We start from the raw sequence: 19,307 nt of genomic DNA on the forward strand, positions 1-19,307 counted from the left end.
TTCAGCCCTGGGACGGAGCCGGCGGGGGAGGGGGGCTCAGGTGCGCACCCCCGTGGATCACGGCCGCGGCGATCGACCCGTGGTCGGCCCTGACGTGCACGTCTCCGCCGACGGCGAACCCGGAGTCCCCGGCGGACACCCCGGGCGCCGCGTGCGTGTCCAGCAGGGCGCGCAGTTCCTCGGCGGCCCGCTCGCGCTCGTCGTCCGGGAGGTTCTCCAGGAGACCCTCGAACCGGGCCTGCCACATGGCCTCCTGGCGGATGCGGGCCCGTTCCGCGCCCGTATCGCCGTCCGGGCCGGCCGCGGCGAGCTCGGACGCGCTGCGGTCCAGTCGCACCAGCTCGCCGCGCTCGCGGTCGGAGTCCCCGCGCCCGAACCAGCCGGCCAGCCGCCCGCGGAAACCCTCCCAGGCTTCCGTGCCGGCTGCCTGGACCACCGCCGTCCCGCCGGCCGTGGCAAGCGCCAACAACGCTTCCGGCAGCATGCGTTGCCCCTTCCGAGTGGATCGCCGATGACCTGCCTGAGCCTATCCGCACCCCCGGCGGGCGGGTCCTCGGCCCCAACGGGGGTCCAGGCCGTCGGCGCGCAGTTCGGCCAGGTCCTCCTCCGGGAGGGAGGCGACGATCGCCGCCAGTTGGTCGCGGACATCGGGGAGCGGGGACCAGGCCGACTCCGGCAGGGCCGTGGCCGCGAGCAGCAGGTCCCCGGGGTAGAAGTACGCGTCCAGCATCGGGTCCTCGGCCAGCAGCGCCATCGCGAGGGGCAGGACGTAGGGAAGGCCCACGGCCTGGGCGAGCAGCGTGCGCAGGTCCGCCGGGGTCAGCGCCCCGAGGCGCTTGCGGCGCAGGGCGTGGACCTTCGTGACCAGGGTGGTGGAGCGCGCGGGCGGCGCCGGCCAGGGCGGTCCGTCGAGCTCGTCGAGGGTGCGGTCGAGGTGGCGCAAGCGGGTCGCGGGGACGGGCGCGGGGACGGGTGCGGGGACGGGCGCGGGGAGGGTCATGGGGACATCCTCACCTCGTGCCGGTCGTGTGACGGTGGTGCGTGGGTCTTGTTCCGGGGGTGGTCAGCGAGGTTACGCCTGCGTAGATTACCGGCGGTAACCTCCTGTCGAGCCGAGGGGAACGCGCCGTGTATGCCGAGCTGGTGACGGTGGGGTCCGGGCTGCCCGAACCGCCCTTCAAGACGGTCGTCGACGGGGTGGTGCGCGAGGTCGTGGTGCCGCCGCTGGCGGCGCCGCCCGCGAGCGGATCGCTCGGGGACATCCCCTTCGACAACGCCGTCGCCGCGCCCCGGGACGTCGTACTGGCCCGCAAGGACCGCGACGGCACCTGGCGCGACGTCACCGCCGCCGAGTTCGCCGCCGAGGTGCTCGCCGTCGCCAAGGGCCTGATCGCCGAGGGCCTGCGCGAGGGCGACCGGCTCGCCATCATGGCGCGCACCACCTACGAGTGGACGCTGCTGGACTTCGCGGGCTGGGCGGCGGGGCTGGTCACCGTACCCATCTACCCGACCGCCTCCGCCCTCCAGGCGCGCTGGATCATCCAGGACTCCGGGGCCGTCGCCTGCGCCGTGGAGGACACCGAGCAGGCCCGGCTCATCAGCTCCGAGCGCGGAAACCTGCCGGGGTTGGCTCATCTGTGGGAGTTCGACACCGGGGCGATCGAGCGGTTGATCAAGGCCGGGGAGCGGCTGCCCGGCGCCCTGGTGCACGCCCGCCGGGCCGCGCGTACGCCGGATGCGGTGGCCACGCTCGTCTACACCTCCGGGACCACCGGCCGGCCCAAGGGGTGCGTGCTGACGCACGGCAACTTCTTCGCCGAGGTCGACAACGCCGTGCAGCTGCTGCACCCGGTGTTCAAGTCGGTGAGCAAGGAGCCCGCCTCCACCCTGCTCTTCCTGCCGCTGTCCCACGTCTTCGGGCGGATGGTCGCCGTCGGCTGCCTCCGGGCGCGGGTGCGGCTCGGGCACGCGCCGAGCATCGCCACCGAGGACCTGCTGGCCGACCTGGCGGGGTTCCGGCCCACGTTCCTGCTGGCCATCCCGTACGTCCTGGAGAAGGTCTACAACACCGCCCGGGCCACGGCCGAGAAGATGGGCCGCGCCTCCTCCTTCGACCGGGCCGCGCGGATCGCCCGGCGGTACGGGGAGACGGTCGAGGGCAAACGCCCCGGCCTCGGGCTGCGTGCGGCGCGGGCGCTGTACGACCCGCTCGTCTACCGGCGGATCCGGGCGGCGCTGGGCGGGCAGGTCCGGTACGTCCTGAGCGGCGGCTCCCCGCTGGGGCGGCGGCTCGCGGCGTTCTACACGGGCGCGGGGATCGAGGTCTTCGAGGGGTACGGGCTGACCGAGACGACCGGGGCGTCCACCGTGACCCCGCCGCTGCGGCCGAGGCTGGGCACCGTGGGGTGGCCGCTGCCGGGCACGGCGGTACGGATCGCGGACGACGGCGAGGTGCTGCTCGGCGGCCGGCACGTCTTCGCCGGGTACTGGAACGTCGCCGCGCACAACGGGAACCAGTGGCTGGCCACCGGGGACATCGGGGAGCTCGACGCCGACGGGTACCTGACGATCACCGGCCGGAAGAAGGACCTGATCATCACCTCCAGCGGCAAGAACGTCGCCCCCGAGCCGCTGGAGGACTGGCTGCGGGCCCATCCGCTGGTCGGGCAGTGCCTGGTGGTCGGGGACAACCGGCCGTACGTCGCCGCGCTGATCACGCTGGAGCCGGAGGGGCTGGCGCACTGGCGGCAGATGCGGAAGAAGCAGGGCGTGCCGATCGGGGAGCTGGTCGGGGACGAGGAGCTGCGGGCCGATGTGCAGCGGGCCGTCGACGAGGCGAACCGGCTGGTGTCGCGCGCGGAGTCGATCCGGCGGTTCACGGTGCTGCCGGGGGAGTTCACGGAGCGGCGGGGGCATCTGACGCCGTCGATGAAGCTGAAGCGGGGGGCTGTCGCCCGGGATTACGCGCGGGAGATAAACGACCTCTACCGGCGTCCGTGACGCAACTCCCACGGCCGGGCCGGGGGGTGGACCGTATGATCCACAACTCCACAACGTCTGGTTCCGGGGGGACACATGAGGAAGTTCGCGCGCCGCGCGGGTGCCGTCGTCGCAGCAGTGGCCGTGGTCGGCGCGGGCCTGGCCGGGTGCACGTCCGGCGAGCCGGAGCCGAAGGACGCCGGGCCGACCGTGCCCGCGTCGCCCCCGCCGGTGGTCAAGCGGACGCCGACGCCGAGCGCGGCGCCGGCGACGCCCGCCGGGACCGAGGAGTTCGGGCCCGCCGTGGCGCAGCAGGGCGACGTGAGGGCCTACGCGCCCGTCCGGGACGGGGACACCAGGCTCCGCGTGCCCGTCGTGATCACCAACACGGAGACCCGGCAGGGCTTCTACGAGGTCACCGTGCGGGTCACAGGGCCGGACGGGTACGAGGCCTCGGGCGGCTTCGCCACCGACACGGTCGGGGTGTACCACGGGGCTTCCTGGCCCACCGAGGTCACCGTCGAGATGGCGGGGCGGAAGCCGCCGAGCCCGCTCCGCGTGGAGATCGCCGAGGTCAAGCGGCGGTAGCGCGGCCGGCGGCTTATGGTGGGCTGACCGATGCGGGGGACCGCCCCGGGGAGTCATCCGGGGGGATCGCCCGAGGAGGGTGCCGTGTACCGGTCCCGCCGAATCCGCCGAATCCGCCGAATCCGCCGCACACGGCGTCCGTGGCGCCCGTGGCGTCACCGCGGGGCCGCCGCCGGCCTGGCAGCGGCCGTGGTGCTGGCCACCGGGCTCGGGGCCGCGCCCTCGACGCTGGCCGCGTCCGGGGACGGGGACGAGCGCTTTTACGGGCAGGGCATCCGGTGGGGCGACTGCCACGAGGGGCGCCGGGGCGTGCCCGACGGGATGCGCTGCGGGGAGATCACCGTGCCGCTCGACTACGCCGACCCGGCCAAGGGCACGGTGAAGCTGGCCCTCGGCCGCATCCCCGCCACCGGGCCCGGCAAGCGGCTCGGATCCGTGTTCCTGAACTACGGCGGCCCCGGCGGCCCCGGGATCGAGAGCCTCGCCGCCGACCCCAAGCCCTTCGCGGAGCTCGGCAAGCGGTACGACCTCGTCACCTTCGACCCCCGCGGCGTCGGCCGCAGCGAGCCCGTCTCCTGCGGGGGCTCCCTGGAGCCCGACCCGGAGGCCGGCACGGACGCCGCCTCGCAGCTGGCCGCCCTGCGCTCGCTGGTACGGCGGTGCGAGCTGCACTCCGGCCCGGTGCTCCCGTACATCGGCACCGTCAACGTCGCCCGCGACCTGGACGTCATGCGCCAGGTCCTCGGCGACGAGAAGCTCAACTACCTCGGCTTCTCCTACGGGACCCGGCTCGGCGCCGTGTACGCCGCCCAATTCCCCGGGAAGACCGGGCGGATGGTGCTCGACGGGGTCGACACCCTCACCGAGCCGCTCGCCGAGCAGGCCCTCATATCGGCACGCGGGCAGCAGCGGGCGCTGGACAACTTCCTCGCCTGGTGCGCCCATCAGCCGGGCTGCGTGTACGGGACCAACACCCGTACGGCGAAGGAGAAGGTCAACGCCCTCGTGGCGCGGCTCGACGAGCAACCGCTGGTCGACGGCGGCTGGTACGTCACCGGGCAGGACGTGGTGGCGGCGGTCGCGACCGCCCTGTACTCGCCGGGGCTGTGGCCCGCCCTCGCGGACGGGCTGCGGCGGATCGAGCGGGACGGGGACCCGTCCGCGCTGACGGAACTGGCCGCCGAGCCGGTCGAACCGGGCGACGAGGACGGCGGCGACGATCCGGATCGGGTCCCGGCCGACAACGCCGATGCCGCGCTCACCGCCGTGAACTGCGCCGACGACCCCGACCGGGGCGAGGACAAGGCCACCGCGGCGGCGATAGAGAAGGAGATCCGGGGGCTGAGCGAAGAGTTCCGCAAAGCCTCGAAGATCTTCGGGCCGGCCCAGCTGATGACCGTACTGTCCTGCTACGGCCGCCCCGCCGGCACCGACTTCATCCGCAGGATCGACCGGCCGGCCGGAGTCCCGCGCATGCTGCTCGTCGGCACCCGCGGGGACCCGGCGACCCCGTACGAATGGACCGAGGAGACGGCGCGACGCCTCGGCGGAGCGGCGGTGGTCCTGGACCACAAGGGCGAGGGGCACACCGGCTACGCGACCTCGCCCTGCGTACGGGACTTCGTGCACCACTTCCTGGTCGACGGACGGTTGCCGGGCGGGACGCGGTCCTGCCCGGCGGGGGAGTGAGCGGCCCGCGCTCAGCAGTCGGAACGTGCGGCCCGGCCCGCGAAGCGGTCGGCGAGCCAGTTGCCCGCCGCCGACGACTCGGTGATCACGCCGCTGACGTGCTCGCCGAGCAGGATGGTCCGCCACTGGACGTTCGCGCCCTTCGCGCACCACTCGGAGCGCAGCTGCCGGCCGACGGCGTACGGGATGAGCTCGTCGCCGAGCGCGTGGTACTGGTACACGGGCGCGGCCGGGGCGGTGCGGCCGAGGCGGCTCTGGTTCAGGCGGGCCTGCCAGTCGGGCTGGTCGAGGGGGTTGCGGGTGGTGAGGTCGGAGATCCGTTTGAAGGAGCCGGCGATGGCGTCGATGGCGACGCAGCCGTCCTTCATGCCGTTGACCAGGGCCTTGCCCGGCGCGTTGAGGTAGGAGTCGAGGCGGAGCTCGGGGAAGGCGGCGTCCTGGCCGGCGGCGGCCATGAAGATCAGGCCGGAGCCGAAGGAGCCGTCGTTGGCGGCGGCCACCTTGAGGAGGTCGGCGGGGACGCCGCCGGTGGCGGTGCCCTTGACGTTCAGCTCCGGGGCGTACGAGCCCTGCAACTCGGCGGCCCAGCTGCCGGCCTGGCCGCCCTGGGAGTAGCCCATGATGCCGACGGGGGTGTCGGGGCCGAGCCCGGCCTCGGGCAGCCGGGTCGCCGCGCGGGCGGCGTCGAGCACGGCGTGACCGGCCGAGGGGCCGACGGTGTAGGTGTGCGTGCCCGGGGTGCCGAGGCCCTCGTAGTCGGTGACGACCACGGCCCAGCCGCGCAGGGTGAGCTGCTGGATGAGATTGGCCTCCATGGAGGTGCCGTACGGGAGGTTGTTGCTCGGCGCGCAGGAGTCACCGAGCCCGACGGTGCCGACGGCGTAAGTGACGAGCGGCCGGGGCCCGCTGCGCCCGTCCTGCGGGACGATGACGGTCCCGGAGACGACGTTCGGTGCCCCGTCGGCGGTGGTGGAGCGGTAGTGGATCTTCCACGCCTTGGTGTTGGTGGGCTGGAGCGGCAACGGATGAAACGCGGAGGGAACGCTCCCGACGACGTCCCCGGGTCGACCGGTTTCCTCACGGGCGACGGCGGTCCCACCGACGAGCCCGCCGGTCAGGACGGCGGTGGCCAGAACAGCGCAGTGAACACGACTACGACTACGACGACTACGACGACGACTACGGATACGCATGGGCGGCTCTCCCAACGATTCCGGTGCGGGGGGGGTGTGCACGGGTGAGGAGAAGGTAGTGACCGCCGCCCCGGCCCGTCGCTGACCGCACAGCTCACCTTTCCTGACCCGGCGGTACCAACGCCGACGGGGATGGATCTTTCAGCCCCCGCGGGCGTCTGAGGCGCGGGGTCAAGGGGCGCCGGACAGGCGGTAGGCGGCAGGGGTGGTGCCCGTCCAGCGGCGGAAGGCGCGGTGGAAGGCCGTGTCTTCCGAAAAGCCCAGGCGCGCCGCCAGTTCGGCGATCGGTTCGCCGCTCTCCGCCAGGCCGGCGATCGCGGCGTCCCGCCGGACGTGGTCCTTGAGCTGCTGGAACGAAGTGCCTTCCGCACGCAGGCGACGGCGCAGCGTCGCCGGGGAGAGCGCCAGCTGCGCCGCCACCTCCGTCAGGGCCGGGAAGGCACGCAGCCGCCGGGCCAGGGTCCGGCGGACCTGGTCCGCCACCGTCGCCGGCCCGTACTCCGGCCGGGACAGCAAGTCGAACGGCGCCCGCCTCAGCATCGCCTCCACCGCCGCCTCGTCCCGCACCAGCGGCGCCTCCAGCCACGGCGCGCCGAACACCGCCCCCGTCCGCGCCGCCCCGAACCGCACCGGGCAGTCGAAGAGCACCGCGTACTCCTCCTCGTGCGGCGGAGCCGGATACGCGAACTCCGCGTACGCCAGCGGAATGCGGCGCCCGATCAGCCAGCTGCTCAGCCGGTGCCAGATGGCCAGCACGCACTCCGTCAGGAACCGCTCCTCGTCCCGCGCGAAGTCATTGCGCACGGTGAACCGCGCCTCGGCCCCCTCGACTTCCAGTGCCAGCTCCGGTCCGCCGGGGAACAGCCCGTAGAACGCCGCCGCCCGGGCGATCCCCGCGCCGAGATCCGCGCAGCCGAGCGACGCGTAGCACATCATCGCGAACGTACCCGGGCGGCTGGGGACGGACGACAGCCCGAGGAACTCGTCCTGCGTGGTCCGGTACAGCGCCCGGAACAGCCGGGCGAACTGCGCGGGCGTGACCCGCGCCCGGTCGTCGCCGAGCAGCAGCGGTGGGATCTGCGCCGCCTGGAGCAGCGGCACGGTGTCGATGCCGCTGCCGCGCGCGCCCGCGAGCACGGCGCGCACATGGTGCACGGTGATCGTCCGCCTCCCCATGGCCATGGCTCCGACGGTAGCCCCCGTGAGCGCTGCGGTCAGCGGGCGTGACGCTTCCGGTCATGCCGCCGGGGCGCTCGCGCTGCCTAGCGTCTTCGTACGGACCTCGGGAGGCGGCGCGGATGGCGGGACGGGTGCGACCGGAGACGCTGGCGGTGTTCGCGGAGTGGACGGGGGAGCGGTACGGGCCGCAGCCCGCCCTCCGCTTCCGCCAGGGGGACAGCGGCTGGGGCGGCGTCTCGTACGCCGAACTGCGCGCCCGCGTCCGTGAGGTGGGCCGGGCCCTGCTCGGGCCACGGCTGGGGATCGCGCCGGGTGAGCGGGTGGCGGTGCTGGCCGAGACCCGCCCGGAGTGGACGTACACCCACTTCGGCGTGCTCGCGGCGGGGGCCGTGCCGGTGCCCGTGTACCCGACGGCGGGCGAGGAGGAGCTGGCCTGGGTGCTGTCGGACTCGGAGTCGGTCGTGGCGGTCTGCGACGACGCCGCGCAGGCGGCCCGGGTGGAGGCGCTGCGGGGGAAGCTGCCGGCGCTGCGGGCGGTCGTGGAGATGGACGCACTGGCCTCGCTGCCGCGCGCCCCCGAGGCCGAACTCCTCGCACGGGCGGCGGCGGTGACCCCGGCGGCGGACGCCTCGATCGTCTACACCTCGGGGACCACGGGCCCGCCGAAGGGCTGCCGCCTCACGCACGGCAACCTCGGCGCGATCCAGGACGCGACGCTCCCGCTGGTGCGCGGCGGGCCGGGGGACTCGACATACCTGTACCTCCCGCTGGCGCACCTGCTGGCGCAGCTGATCCAGTTCACGACGCTGCTGGAGGGCGGGGAGCTCTGCTACTTCGGGGGCCGGATCGAGGACGTGCTCGCGGAGCTGGCGCAGGCCCGGCCGACGCACCTGCCCTCGGTGCCCAGGCTGTTCGAGAAGCTGCACGCGGTGGTGCTGTCGCTGGCGCAGGCCGAGGAGGGCGGGCGCGAGCGGTTCGCGGAGGCGGTTCGGCTGGGCGTACTCGCGGCGCAGGGCCGGCTTCCGGAGTCGGACACGGCGGCTTGGGAGGCGGCGGAGAAGTCCCTGTACTCCCTGGTCAGGGGCGCGTTCGGGGGTCGGCTGCGGTGGGCGCTGACCGGCGGCGCCCCGATCGCGCCGGCCACGCTGGACTTCCTGCGCGCCTGCGGGATCTCCGTGTTCGAGGGGTACGGGATGACCGAGTCCGGCGGGGTGATCAGCCTCAACCACCCGGACGCGGTGCGGTACGGGACGGTGGGCCGCCCGATCGCGGGCTGCGAGGTCCGCATCGCGCCGGACGGCGAGGTCCTGGCCCGGGGGCCGATGGTGTTCCCCGGCTACCACGGCAACCCGGCGGCGACGGCGGAGGTCCTGGACGCGGAGGGCTGGCTGCACACGGGCGACCTGGGCGCGCTCGACGCCGACGGCTACCTGTCGATCACGGGCCGGAAGAAGGAGCTGATCATCACCTCGGCGGGCAAGAACATCACCCCGACGGAGGTCGAGTTCGCCCTCCAGGGCTCCCGGTACGTCTCGCGCGCGGTCCTGATCGGGGACCACCGCCCGCACCCGGTGGCGCTGATCGCCCTGGACGCGGAGGAGATCGCGGCCTGGGCCGCCCGCGAGTGCCTCGACCCCGGCCCCGCCCCCGGCGGGCACCCGGCGGTCCGCGCCCTGATCGCGGACGCGGTCGCGGCGGCCAACGCGAGCGTCTCCCGCCCGGCCCGGGTCCGCGCGTTCCACATCCTGGCCGAGGACCTCTCCATCGCGGCGGGCACCCTCACCCCGACCCTGAAACTCCGACGCGCGGCCGTCGCGGCGCGCTACGCGGCGGAGATCGACGCTCTGTACGCGAGTTGAGCCGGATTCATCCGGTTTGAGCCTCAGCGGTGGTTGTCGGGCATGGCCGCGAGGCGGGCCTTCTCGGCCGTGTACCGGGTCATGCCCAGGGACACGGTGCCCGAGGTGTACTGGAAGGTGCCGATGGCCGCGAGCGGCAGCGAGACCACCAGGAGGGCGAACATCGGGGCCCAGTCCCGTTCGGCGTCGCAGCGCTCGCCCTCGGCGTCGGCGTACGACTCGTGGCGGTCGGAGTCCCCGTAGAAGACCCGGGAGTCGCAATCGGTGGTGTGGCTCGAGCCGTAGCCGACGCTGAAGGGGGACAGCAGGAGGTAGGCCAGCCAGAGCCAGATTCCGGCTGCCGCGATGAGCAGGCCTCCGCCCCAGGTCCGCTTGCGTTCGGCGAGCCGAGTGAACTCTTCCTCATACACCTGTACCAGAGTGGTCATGGGCGCCGAATTTAGCAGCGGACCGGATTCGGCCAGGCGGGGGCGGGGTTCAGGGGGCGTCTGAGCGGCCGTCGGGGCCGTCGGGGCCGGCCGCAGTGACGTATCTGCCGATGCGGGGCGGGCGCTGGACGAATGGCTCTCGTCCGTGAGCGTCGTGGCCTGAATTGCGCCCGTACACGGGTGGGGTGTTGGGGCTTTTGGGGGCTTTGTGCGTGATGGGCGAAGGCCTGGGCGGGCTCCGCTGGACGCCCCGGCGCACTTGCGGGTGAAGGCGAGACGAATGGTGCGTCACATATCGCAGGGCGACGGCGAGTCATGTGCGAATACCTGATAGACAGAACATTCATGGCTCGACCGGCCGGACGCGACGCTGGCCGCCCTGGGGGGATTTACGCACTGTGAAGCCGCTTCACCGCCACCTTGTCAACACGTCTCGCAAGGTCCTGTGCACCGCCGCGCTCGCGGCCAGTCTGACGACTGCCGCAGTGGCGACCAACCCATCGACCGCCGACGCGGGTGAGTCCGAGCCGAGCCCGGACAGCCCCCAGGCCAACGACCGCGGTGATGCCCGGCTCGACCTGCCGGCGCCGGTCGCGGACCCGCAGACGCCGCCGGCGGCCGGCAGCCCCGAGGGGGCCAGCGGCATACCCGGCACCGCCCTCGACGCGTACAAGCGCGCGGAACTGTCGGTGGCGGCCGCGCTCCCCGGCTGCAAGCTGCCGTGGCAGCTGCTGGCGGGCATAGGCAGGGTCGAGTCCGTGCACGCCTCCGGCTACGGGCTCAAGACCGACGGCTACACCGAGAAGCCGATCCGCGGGCCGCGCCTGGACGGCAACGGCTTCGCTGAGATCCGCGACACCGACCAGGGCGAGTGGGACGCGGACACCTCGTTCGACCGGGCCGTGGGCCCGATGCAGTTCATCCCGTCCACGTGGCGCAAGTGGGGCGCGGACGGCAACGGCGACAGCAAGCGCGACCCGAACAACATCTACGACGCGGCGCTGGGTGCGGGGTTGTACCTGTGCGCCGGCGACCGGAACCTGTCGGACCCGGCCGCGCTGGACCGGGCGATCCTGAGCTACAACAACTCGCGCGAGTACGTGAACACGGTGCTCGGCTTCATGAGGCAGTACAAGGACGGCGGCGTCGCCGAGATCCCGAACCCGCCGGCCGGGAACTACCCGACCCCGCCGCCGTCGGGCATCCTGCCGACGCCGCAGCCGCCGCGCCAGACGCCGGTGCGGCCGACGCCCGCGCCGACTCCGACGAAGCCGCCGACCAAGCCGACGACTCCGACGACTCCGACGAAGCCGACCACTCCGACGACGCCCACCACCCCGACCACGCCCACCACTCCGACGACGCCGACCAAGCCTCCGGAGGTCCCGACCCTGGCCAAGCTGGAGCTGGTCGGGGAATCGGGGATCACGGCCGAGGCCGGGTCCGCGTTCGCGGCGGTGCCGAAGGTCAAGGCGGTGCTCGGCGACGGCAAGCCGGCGGCGAACCAGGTCGTCGTGTTCGTGGTCGACGACGACACCACCGGCGGCACCCGCTTCGCCGCGAAGGACAACCTGGTGGTCCGCACGGACGCCCAGGGCATCGCGGCCGCGCCGGGCCTGAAGGCGGGTGCGAAGGCGGGCACGTTCACCCTGCGGGCGACGGCTTACGGCGCCGCGAACGAGTACACGGTGGCGTTCAAGGGCACCGTCAAGGCGCTGCCGGTGGTGCTGACGCGGACGGACGGCAGCACGTTGCCGCTGGAGGCGGTCGCCGGTACGAGCATCAAGGGCGTGGAGCTCCTCGCGAAGGCCGGCGACAAGCCGGTGGAGGGGCTGAAGACCACGGCCGGGCTGGTGGAGAAGGACGCGGCCGGCAAGTGGCAGCCGGTGAAGCCGGAGGCTGCGGCCAAGGCCCCGTACTTCAAGGGCGGCAAGGACGGCGCGGAGAAGCTGACGTCGCTCGAACTCACCGCCACCGGTGCGGACGGCAAGATCGCACTGCCGGAGCTGTTCACGACGGACGCGGAGCCGGGCACGTACCACCTCCGTGTCCTGACCCCCGAGGGCGTCGCCCTCGTCCTGGAGCTCAAGATCACGGCCAAGCCGGACACGGCCCCGAAGCCGTAGCCCCACCCCGGAGCCCCACCCCCAGAGCCCCCGGCGCCCCACCGGCGCCGGGGGCTCTCCCGTTTCCCGGCCCTGGAGGGGAAAAGGCAGGAGCCCCGCCTCGGCAGAGGCAGGGCTCCTTGGGTACTGCTTAATCCAACCGCGATCCGGTTGGCCCAGGCGACTAGGCCGGGGTGACGTTCTCCGCCTGCGGGCCCTTCGGACCCTGCGTGACGTCGAAGTTCACCAGCTGGTTCTCCTCGAGGGAGCGGAAGCCAGAGGCGTTGATCGCGGAGTAGTGGACGAAGACATCCGGGCCGCCGCCGTCCTGGGCGATGAAGCCGAAGCCCTTTTCAGCGTTGAACCACTTCACGGTTCCGGTAGCCATGAGCCCTCCTATGGGCCAAAGGGTCGCCCTGCTCCAGAACCTGCTAAGAAGTCTGAAAACTACAAAAGCCTGCGGGTCACATTCTCCGCAGGCCTCGTACTGCAAGGGAAACCAAACTGCAACTTGCGTCGAGCCTAGCACGCACCCCGCGGCCGAGACCAGAGGGAAAGATCACGTCACCCGGACGTTTGAGACCCGCGGGAACGCTGACGAACACACGGCGGCTAGTCTCGCGATGTGGACGTCTATCGCAGCCGGCCCCGCGTCGGCCACATCCAGTTCCTGAACTGCCTGCCCCTCTACTGGGGGCTGGCCAGAACCGGCACGCTGCTTGACCTGGAACTGACCAAGGACACCCCCGAGAAGCTGAGCGAGCGGCTCGTGCGGGGGGAGCTGGACATCGCCCCGATCACCCTCGTGGAGTTCCTCCGCAACGCCGATCAGCTCGTCGCGTTCCCCGACCTCGCCGTCGGCTGCGACGGCCCCGTCATGTCCTGCGTGATCGTTTCCCAGGTCCCCCTGGAGCAGCTGGACGGCGCCCGCGTCGCCCTCGGATCGACCTCCCGGACGTCCGTACGCCTCGCCCAGCTGCTGCTCGCCGAGCAGTACGGGGTGCGGCCCGACTACTACACCTGCCCCCCTGACCTGGGGGTCATGATGCAGGAGGCCGACGCGGCGGTGCTGATCGGAGACGCCGCGCTGCGCGCCTCGCTCCACGACGCGCCCCGGCTCGGCCTCGCCGTGCACGACCTGGGGCAGATGTGGAAGGAGTGGACGGGGCTGCCGTTCGTCTTCGCCGTCTGGGCCGCCCGCAAGGACTACCTGGCCCGCGAGCCCGTCGTCGTCCGCAAGGTCCACGAGGCCTTCCTCGCCTCCCGGGACGTCTCCCTGGAGGAGGTCACAAAGGTCGCCGAGCAGGCGGCCCGCTGGGAGGCCTTCGACGCGGAGCTGCTGGAGCGGTACTTCACCACGCTCGACTTCCGCTTCGGCCCCGATCAACTGGCCGGCGTACGGGAATTCGCGCGCCGTACGGGACCGACCACGGGCTATCCCGCCGACATCGCGGTGGAGCTTCTGGCGGCGGTCGAAGCGAGCCATTGATCGCGCTTATGCCCCGCTAAGCGGTACCCCGCGAATCCGAATGTTCCGTTTACCGAGAATTCGTTCCCCTTTCGTTATCGCGTAGCCCTTGGCGGAATGCGGATGAGGCGTACGGGGTTCATGCGTTCTCGGTGAGGAAGGCCATGCCCGCGATGAGTCCGGCGAACGCGAGTACGGCCAGCGCGCAGACGAACAACATGGTCCAGCCGACGAGGATCGCCGCCAGGGCCGTGCCCTTCCCCTCCCCGGCCAGCCGGCGGGCCCGGAATCGGCCCATGTGACCGACCGGGACGGCGGTCAGCGCGCACAGCGCCGTCATGGCGAGGAAGACCGCCGGGTTGATCCAGGCGATGCCGGTGACGAAGTTGGCGGCCGAGGCCACGCTCGCCAGCGCGAAGAACGCGCTCACCCTGGCCGGCCCGTTGCGAGCCGCAGGGGGAGCAGGGGCCTCTGCGGGCGGGGTCGGGGCGGGTTGGGCCGGGTCGGGTCGGGTCGGGGCGGGCGGGGTCGGGTCGGGCTCGGCGGTGTTCACGGGTTCCCCCTTCGGGCACGGCATCGCGGCAACCGTAGGTGATCGCTCCCGGTCCGCCCTAAGGTGCTGTCTGGCCAGAGCCACAAGGACTCGCGGACTCGCGAAGGACTCACGGGGGAGGGGGACGCGATGCACCCGCTCGAAGCCGGCGAACCGCGGACCATCGGCGCCTACCGGCTGCTCGGCCGGCTCGGGGCGGGCGGCATGGGGCGGGTGTACCTCGGGCGCAGCGCCGGCGGCCGGACCGTCGCCGTCAAGATCGTGCACCCGCATTTCGCCTCCGACGAGGAGTTCCGCGCCCGGTTCCGCCGCGAGGTCGAGGCCGCCCGGCGGGTGGGCGGGGAGTGGACCGCGCCCGTGCTCGACGCGGACCCGGACGCTCCGGTGCCGTGGGTGGCCACCGGGTACGTGGCGGGACCCTCGCTGGACCGGGCGGTGGCCTCCCACGGGCCGCTACCGGAGGGCTCGGTACGGGCCGTCGGCGCGGGGCTGGCCCGCGCCCTGGTGGCGGTGCACGGGCTGGGCCTGGTCCACCGGGACGTGAAGCCGTCCAACGTGATGCTGACCCTCGACGGCCCCCGGCTCATCGACTTCGGGATCGCCCGCGCCACCGACGGCACCGCCTCGCTGACCTCCACCGGCGTCTCCGTCGGCTCGCCCGGGTACATGTCGCCCGAGCAGATCCTCGGCAAGGGGATCACCGGCGCCGCCGACGTGTTCTCCCTCGGCGCGGTGCTGGCCTTCGCGGCGACCGGGCGGCCCCCCTTCACCGGGGACAACTCGGCGACGCTCCTCTACAAGGTGGTGCACGAGCCGCCGGAGCTGGGCGCGATCCCGCCCGGGGAGCTGCGCGAGCTGATCGCCGCCTGCCTGGCCAAGACGGCCGCCGACCGGCCGGCCCCGCAGGCCCTCGCGGACGCCCTCGGTGGCGCGCTCGCAGCCCCCGGCTGGCTGCCGGCCCCCCTGGTCGAGGAGGCGAGCCGGGCTGCCGTGGCCCTGCTCGACCTGGAGGCCGGTCCCGCCGGGGACCTGGTCGGCGCGGCGGACCCCTGGCCCGTGGCCGCGGGCGGAACCCCGGAGTCCCCTTCGGGGCCGGTGCCGTTCACGGCTCCCTCGTACGGGAGCCCGGTGGTGGGAGGTTTCGGCCCGGCGGACGCCTCGTACGGAGGCGGGGGCGGCGGCGCCGGTCCCTACGGCAGCCCGACCGAGACCGCCGGCGGAGCCGCGGGAGCCGGGGGCGCCGTTCCGCAGCCGCGGACCGCGTCCGACTCGCCCGGTTCGCCGGCCGGGCGAGCGGTCACCGTCCGCGCGGCCGGGCGCCGCTTCAGCTGCACGCTCGTCCTCGCGACCGCCGCCGTCCTGGCGGGGCTGTCCGGCGGGCTGTACGGGATGGGGATGCTGCCGGGCCAGCGTGACGAGCGCAGCAGCGCGGCCGACGCCGGTCCGAAGCCCTCGGCCTCCGCCCCGGCGACCGGCGCGAGCCGGAGCGCCCAGCCCTCCAAGGGCGCCCGGAACGACGTGCCCAAGGAGCTCACCGGCACCTGGAAGGGCACCGTCACCACCGCCCGCATGGGCGTCTCCAGCGAGTTCGAGATCACCATCAAGGCGGGGAAGGTCGGCGAGGTCGTCGCGCGCGACAAGTCGGTCCTCCCAATCCTCGGCACCGACTGCAGCGGCGACTGGAAGCTCGCCTCCGCGACCGACCGCTCCCTCGTCCTGGACACCGCCGGCGGCCCCAACCCGGCGCCCGGGGTCTGCTCCAACGGCTCCGCCGACGAGCGCTTCACCCTCAACGAGAACGGGACGCTCCACTACAAGTCGGGCGACGGTCCCGCCGGAAACCCCGAGGGCGACCTGACCCGTAGCCCCTGATCCCCGCTCACGGCCGCTGGCGTAGGCTGGATCGGTCCGACCCAGTGATGTCTTGACGTACCGCCTCGACACACCGCCTTGACCCACCGCCGAAAGGTGACGCACCGGTGACCGACCAGGCCGCTCTCCAGTCTGTCCTCGACCGCGCCGCCGCGGGGGGCCGGATCACCAAGGAAGAGGCGCTCGACCTCTACCGCCACGCCCCGCTGCACGCGCTCGGCCAGGCGGCCGACGCGGTGCGCCGCCGCCGCTACGCGGGTACCGAGCACATCGCGACGTACATCATCGAGCGGAACATCAACTACACCAACGTGTGCGTGACGGCGTGCAAGTTCTGCGCCTTCTACGCGGCTCCGAAGGACAAGAAGAAGGGCTGGTCCCGGGACCTCGACGACATCCTGCGCCGCTGCGCGGAGACCGTCGAGCTCGGCGGCACCCAGATCATGTTCCAGGGCGGGCACCACCCGGACTACGGCGTCGAGTACTACGAGCACCACTTCTCCGCCATCAAGAAGGACTTCCCGCAGCTGGTCATCCACTCCCTCGGCGCGTCCGAGGTCGAGCACATGGCCCGCATCTCGGGCGTCTCGGCGGAGGAGGCCATCCAGCGCATCCACGCCGCCGGCCTCGACTCCTTCGCGGGCGCCGGCGCCGAACTGCTGCCGGCGCGGCCGCGCAAGGCGATCGCCCCGCTCAAGGAGTCCGGCGAGCGCTGGCTGGAGATCATGGAGATCGCCCACCGGCTGGGCGTGGAGTCCACCTCCACCATGCTGATGGGCACCGGCGAGACCAACGCCGAGCGCATCGAGCACATCGCGATGATCCGGGACACGCAGGACCGCACCGGCGGCTTCCGCGCCTTCATCCCGTACACGTACCAGCCCGAGAACAACCACCTCAAGGGCCGCACCCAGGCCACGGTGTTCGAGTACCTGCGCATGATCGCGATCGCGCGGCTCTTCCTCGACAACATCGCGCACATCCAGGGCTCCTGGCTGACCGTCGGCAAGGAGGCGGGCCAGCTCTCGCTGCACTACGGCGCGGACGACCTCGGCTCGATCATGCTGGAGGAGAACGTCGTCTCCTCGGCCGGTGCCAAGCACCGCTCCAACCGCATGGAGATCATCGACCTGATCCGCAAGGCGGGCCGCGTCCCGGCGCAGCGCGCGACCACGTACGAGCACCTCCTGGTGCACGACGACCCGGCGAACGACCCGGTCGACGACCGCGTGGTCTCGCACATCTCCTCCACCGCCATCGAGGGCGGCACGGCGCACCCCGAGCTGAAGCTCATCTCGGCCAACTGACGCGCCCGTGCTGACGCTCCACACCGCCGAACTCCTCCTCGCCGGACCGGGGGCCGTGCCGCTGCCCGGCGGGGCGGTCCTCGTCGAGGGCGACCGGATCAGCCGCACGGGCCCGTACGAGGAGCTCGGCGCGCAGTTCCCGCACGCGCGGGTCCGGCGCTGGCCCGGGGTGCTGACCCCGGGGCTGCTCGTGCTCGGCGCGCAGGAGCTGCTGGAGCGCACGTACTACCCGGACGACCCGTACGAGACCGCCGAGCTCGGGACCGATCCGATCAGCGGGGCCGGGGCGCTGGCCGACCTGAAGATCACCGAGTCCCGCTGGGGCAACAGCGCCCGCCGGGCCACGCAGAAGCTGCTGGCCCGCGGGGTGGTGGCGGTGGCCGGGCGGATCACGGTCCCGGCGGTGCGGACGGCGGTGGTCCGCTCGGGGCTGACGGTCGTTCCCCCGGCCGCCGACCCGGGGACGGCGCCCTCGGCGGCGCCCTCTCTGGACCCGTTCGCGGGGCGGGAGTCGGCCGAGGAGGCCTTCCACGGAGTGCTGGCGGCGGGCGTACCGGCCCGCTTCGCGGTGTTCGCCGTCACGGACCCGCAGGAGCTGCTCGCGCGGGGCGCGACCACGTGCGTGGCCACGGTCATCGGCGGACGGCTGCTGCACCGCCGCCGCTAGTCACCGCGGCGGGCCCCTGCGACCGGCTACAGGGACCGGCTACAGGGACCGGCTACGGTGACGATGCTTCCCGGGGTCTGGTGCCCTCGCGGGCCAGGGCGGCAAGCAGGCAGGCCTGGAGGCGGCTGATCCCGCCCAGCTTGGCCCGTATGTTGCCCACGTGGAACTTGACCGTGCTGACGGACAGTTGCAGCTCGGCGGCGAGCTCCGCGTTCGAGGCGCCGGTGGCCAGGCACAGGAACACGGCGGACTCCTGCTCGGTGAGCTGAGCCCGCGGCCGCGCCTCGCCCCGCGCCTCCTCCCCGGTACGTGGTGGAAACCAGGCCGGGACGCTGAAGCTGACGACGCGCACGGTGACCACTCCTCGCCCCGGCCGATGTCCCGACGGTCAACGCACCGGCCTCTGTTGCCCTAGAGGACGTGCGGGCCCGACAGGTAGGTTCCCTTCCGGTCATACGGCCAGGCGTTCGCGGTGCAGCCGAGGAGCCCCTTGATCTGCTGCATCATCGCGGGCGCGGGCTTCCCCGGCCCGGGGCAGGTCTCGTGCTCGCGCCCGATCTCGTGTCCCACCTCGTGGTTGACGATCAGCGCCCGGTACTCCTCCACCGGCCCCTTGAACTGCGGCGATCCTTCCTTCCAGCGCTTGAGGTTGACCACCACCGTGTGCCCGGCGCGGCAGTTGGTCTCGCCCTTGAGCTCGGGGGTGACCACCTCGCACAGCCGGTCGGTGGTGGTGGGCGTGGCTATCTTCACGGTGAAGTCCACCTGCTGCCCGGCCCCGACCAGCTGGAAGCCGTACGCCGGGTCCTTGATCCAGCCCCGCGTGTCCCCGAGGATCGCCTCGACGGCCCGGGCGGCGTCGTCGGCGTCCACCCCGCTGCCCTCCTCGACCTCGATCCGCCAGCGCCGGACGGTGCCCTTGCCCTGCGGCTTCCCGGACACCGACGAGGCCCCGAAAGTGCCGGGGCCGGACGCGGGGACGGAGCCGGATGCCGACGCGGACGCCGAGGCCGACGGGCTGCCCGAGGGCTCGGCGTCCGGGGAGGCGGCGGAATCGGCCGCGCCGGACGAAGGCGAGGGGCCCGGCGCCCGCCGGCCACCCCGTGCGGCGGGGGCCTCGCCCTCCGGGCGCGGGTCCTCCCCGAGCTCCCCGGTCGCGCGGCCGTCCGCGACCGTCCTGAGCGTGCCCTCCGGGGCCAGCGCGTAGCCGGTGCCGGCGAGCGCGACGAGGGCCGCCGAGCCGATGACCGTACGGCGCAGCCGCTTGCGGCGTGCGGCCGCACGCCGCTGGGCGCGGGTGCCGGAGCGGCCGCGCGCGCGAGAGCCGGTGCCGCTGGTTCTGGTGCTGCTGCTGGAGTGACCGGTGGTATGGCCTGCCGGCATGGTGTGAAGCCCTTTGCGTTTCATGGCGGCCACCGAG

At 73.2% G+C, this 19,307-nt stretch carries 17 protein-coding genes and 1 pseudogene; 9 read left to right on the forward strand and 9 right to left on the reverse strand.

Translation table 11 applies throughout. The annotated features are described in order from the left end of the window. Position 1: 1 nt before the first annotated feature. Both OG982_RS17335 and OG982_RS17340 read right to left on the reverse strand, forming a co-directional pair. On the reverse strand, positions 2-484 hold the full coding sequence (locus tag OG982_RS17335; RefSeq protein WP_266785774.1) for a hypothetical protein: 483 nt from the start codon (positions 482-484) through the stop codon (positions 2-4). A gap of 42 nt (positions 485-526) precedes the next feature. After that, the gene (locus OG982_RS17340; protein ID WP_266785772.1) at positions 527-1,000 is read right to left on the reverse strand and encodes a contact-dependent growth inhibition system immunity protein; all 474 of its coding nucleotides are present in this window, start codon (positions 998-1,000) and stop codon (positions 527-529) included. A gap of 143 nt (positions 1,001-1,143) precedes the next feature. Here OG982_RS17340 and OG982_RS17345 point away from each other — a divergent pair, with 143 nt between their 5' ends. From OG982_RS17345 to OG982_RS17355, 3 genes are all read left to right on the forward strand, one after another. After that, on the forward strand, positions 1,144-3,000 hold the full coding sequence (locus tag OG982_RS17345) for a long-chain fatty acid--CoA ligase (protein ID WP_266791902.1): 1,857 nt from the start codon (positions 1,144-1,146) through the stop codon (positions 2,998-3,000). Between the two features lie 75 nt (positions 3,001-3,075). Further along, positions 3,076-3,567: a hypothetical protein gene (locus tag OG982_RS17350; protein WP_266785770.1), complete on the forward strand. Its 492-nt coding sequence runs from the start codon at positions 3,076-3,078 to the stop codon at positions 3,565-3,567. Between the two features lie 189 nt (positions 3,568-3,756). After that, a complete protein-coding gene (locus OG982_RS17355; protein WP_266785768.1) occupies positions 3,757-5,256 on the forward strand; it encodes an alpha/beta hydrolase in 1,500 nt (499 codons plus the stop codon). 11 nt (positions 5,257-5,267) lie between these two features. Here the strand turns inward: OG982_RS17355 and OG982_RS17360 are convergent. After that, a pseudogene (locus tag OG982_RS17360) lies at positions 5,268-6,323 on the reverse strand (lipase family protein); the annotation flags it as partial. 297 nt (positions 6,324-6,620) lie between these two features. Next, on the reverse strand, positions 6,621-7,625 hold the full coding sequence (locus OG982_RS17365) for an AraC family transcriptional regulator (protein WP_266791900.1): 1,005 nt from the start codon (positions 7,623-7,625) through the stop codon (positions 6,621-6,623). A gap of 134 nt (positions 7,626-7,759) precedes the next feature. Between OG982_RS17365 and OG982_RS17370 the strand changes: the two genes are divergently transcribed. Continuing rightward, a complete protein-coding gene (locus OG982_RS17370; protein WP_266948847.1) occupies positions 7,760-9,487 on the forward strand; it encodes a long-chain fatty acid--CoA ligase in 1,728 nt (575 codons plus the stop codon). A gap of 23 nt (positions 9,488-9,510) precedes the next feature. Here OG982_RS17370 and OG982_RS17375 read toward each other — a convergent pair whose 3' ends face one another. Continuing rightward, positions 9,511-9,915: a hypothetical protein gene (locus tag OG982_RS17375; protein ID WP_266948849.1), complete on the reverse strand. Its 405-nt coding sequence runs from the start codon at positions 9,913-9,915 to the stop codon at positions 9,511-9,513. A 485-nt stretch (positions 9,916-10,400) separates the two neighbouring features. Here OG982_RS17375 and OG982_RS17380 point away from each other — a divergent pair, with 485 nt between their 5' ends. Further along, positions 10,401-12,041 (forward strand): lytic transglycosylase domain-containing protein, encoded by a 1,641-nt coding sequence (locus OG982_RS17380; protein ID WP_266785762.1) that lies wholly within the window; start codon positions 10,401-10,403, stop codon positions 12,039-12,041. A 163-nt stretch (positions 12,042-12,204) separates the two neighbouring features. Here OG982_RS17380 and OG982_RS17385 read toward each other — a convergent pair whose 3' ends face one another. Then, positions 12,205-12,408, reverse strand: a complete 204-nt coding sequence (locus OG982_RS17385; RefSeq protein ID WP_008738468.1) for a cold-shock protein — start codon at positions 12,406-12,408, stop codon at positions 12,205-12,207. Positions 12,409-12,645: 237 nt separating this feature from the next. Here OG982_RS17385 and OG982_RS17390 point away from each other — a divergent pair, with 237 nt between their 5' ends. Beyond that, entirely contained in the window at positions 12,646-13,509 is an 864-nt protein-coding gene (locus OG982_RS17390) for a menaquinone biosynthetic enzyme MqnA/MqnD family protein (protein ID WP_266785760.1), read from the forward strand. Positions 13,510-13,627: 118 nt separating this feature from the next. Here OG982_RS17390 and OG982_RS17395 read toward each other — a convergent pair whose 3' ends face one another. After that, positions 13,628-14,041, reverse strand: coding sequence for a hypothetical protein (locus OG982_RS17395; RefSeq protein WP_266948850.1), 414 nt, complete (start codon positions 14,039-14,041; stop codon positions 13,628-13,630). 129 nt (positions 14,042-14,170) lie between these two features. Between OG982_RS17395 and OG982_RS17400 the strand changes: the two genes are divergently transcribed. The 3 genes from OG982_RS17400 to OG982_RS17410 all read left to right on the forward strand — a co-directional run bounded on the left by OG982_RS17400 (position 14,171) and on the right by OG982_RS17410 (position 17,887). Then, positions 14,171-15,913: a serine/threonine-protein kinase gene (locus OG982_RS17400; RefSeq protein ID WP_266785756.1), complete on the forward strand. Its 1,743-nt coding sequence runs from the start codon at positions 14,171-14,173 to the stop codon at positions 15,911-15,913. A gap of 107 nt (positions 15,914-16,020) precedes the next feature. Next, on the forward strand, positions 16,021-17,220 hold the full coding sequence (gene mqnC / locus OG982_RS17405) for a cyclic dehypoxanthinyl futalosine synthase (RefSeq protein ID WP_266785754.1): 1,200 nt from the start codon (positions 16,021-16,023) through the stop codon (positions 17,218-17,220). A gap of 7 nt (positions 17,221-17,227) precedes the next feature. Next, positions 17,228-17,887, forward strand: a complete 660-nt coding sequence (locus OG982_RS17410; RefSeq protein ID WP_266785752.1) for a hypothetical protein — start codon at positions 17,228-17,230, stop codon at positions 17,885-17,887. A gap of 52 nt (positions 17,888-17,939) precedes the next feature. On the opposite strand, the gene OG982_RS17415 is transcribed toward OG982_RS17410, so the two are convergent. Next, entirely contained in the window at positions 17,940-18,239 is a 300-nt protein-coding gene (locus OG982_RS17415; protein ID WP_266785750.1) for a response regulator transcription factor, read from the reverse strand. Between the two features lie 59 nt (positions 18,240-18,298). Next, positions 18,299-19,270 (reverse strand): DUF3152 domain-containing protein, encoded by a 972-nt coding sequence (locus OG982_RS17420; RefSeq protein WP_266785748.1) that lies wholly within the window; start codon positions 19,268-19,270, stop codon positions 18,299-18,301. Between the last annotated feature and the right edge of the window lie 37 nt (positions 19,271-19,307).

Origin of the sequence: Streptomyces sp. NBC_01551 (assembly GCF_026339935.1) — a bacterium.
Classification (GTDB): domain Bacteria; phylum Actinomycetota; class Actinomycetes; order Streptomycetales; family Streptomycetaceae; genus Streptomyces.

Coding starts and splice junctions, on each gene's coding strand:
- OG982_RS17365 (WP_266791900.1), bottom strand. CDS start 7,625: ATGGGGAGGCGGACGATCACCGTGCACCATGTGCGCGCCGTGCTCGCG.
- OG982_RS17340 (WP_266785772.1), bottom strand. CDS start 1,000: ATGACCCTCCCCGCGCCCGTCCCCGCACCCGTCCCCGCGCCCGTCCCC.
- OG982_RS17385 (WP_008738468.1), bottom strand. CDS start 12,408: ATGGCTACCGGAACCGTGAAGTGGTTCAACGCTGAAAAGGGCTTCGGC.
- OG982_RS17335 (WP_266785774.1), bottom strand. CDS start 484: ATGCTGCCGGAAGCGTTGTTGGCGCTTGCCACGGCCGGCGGGACGGCG.
- OG982_RS17400 (WP_266785756.1), top strand. CDS start 14,171: ATGCACCCGCTCGAAGCCGGCGAACCGCGGACCATCGGCGCCTACCGG.
- OG982_RS17420 (WP_266785748.1), bottom strand. CDS start 19,270: ATGCCGGCAGGCCATACCACCGGTCACTCCAGCAGCAGCACCAGAACC.
- OG982_RS17350 (WP_266785770.1), top strand. CDS start 3,076: ATGAGGAAGTTCGCGCGCCGCGCGGGTGCCGTCGTCGCAGCAGTGGCC.
- OG982_RS17375 (WP_266948849.1), bottom strand. CDS start 9,915: ATGACCACTCTGGTACAGGTGTATGAGGAAGAGTTCACTCGGCTCGCC.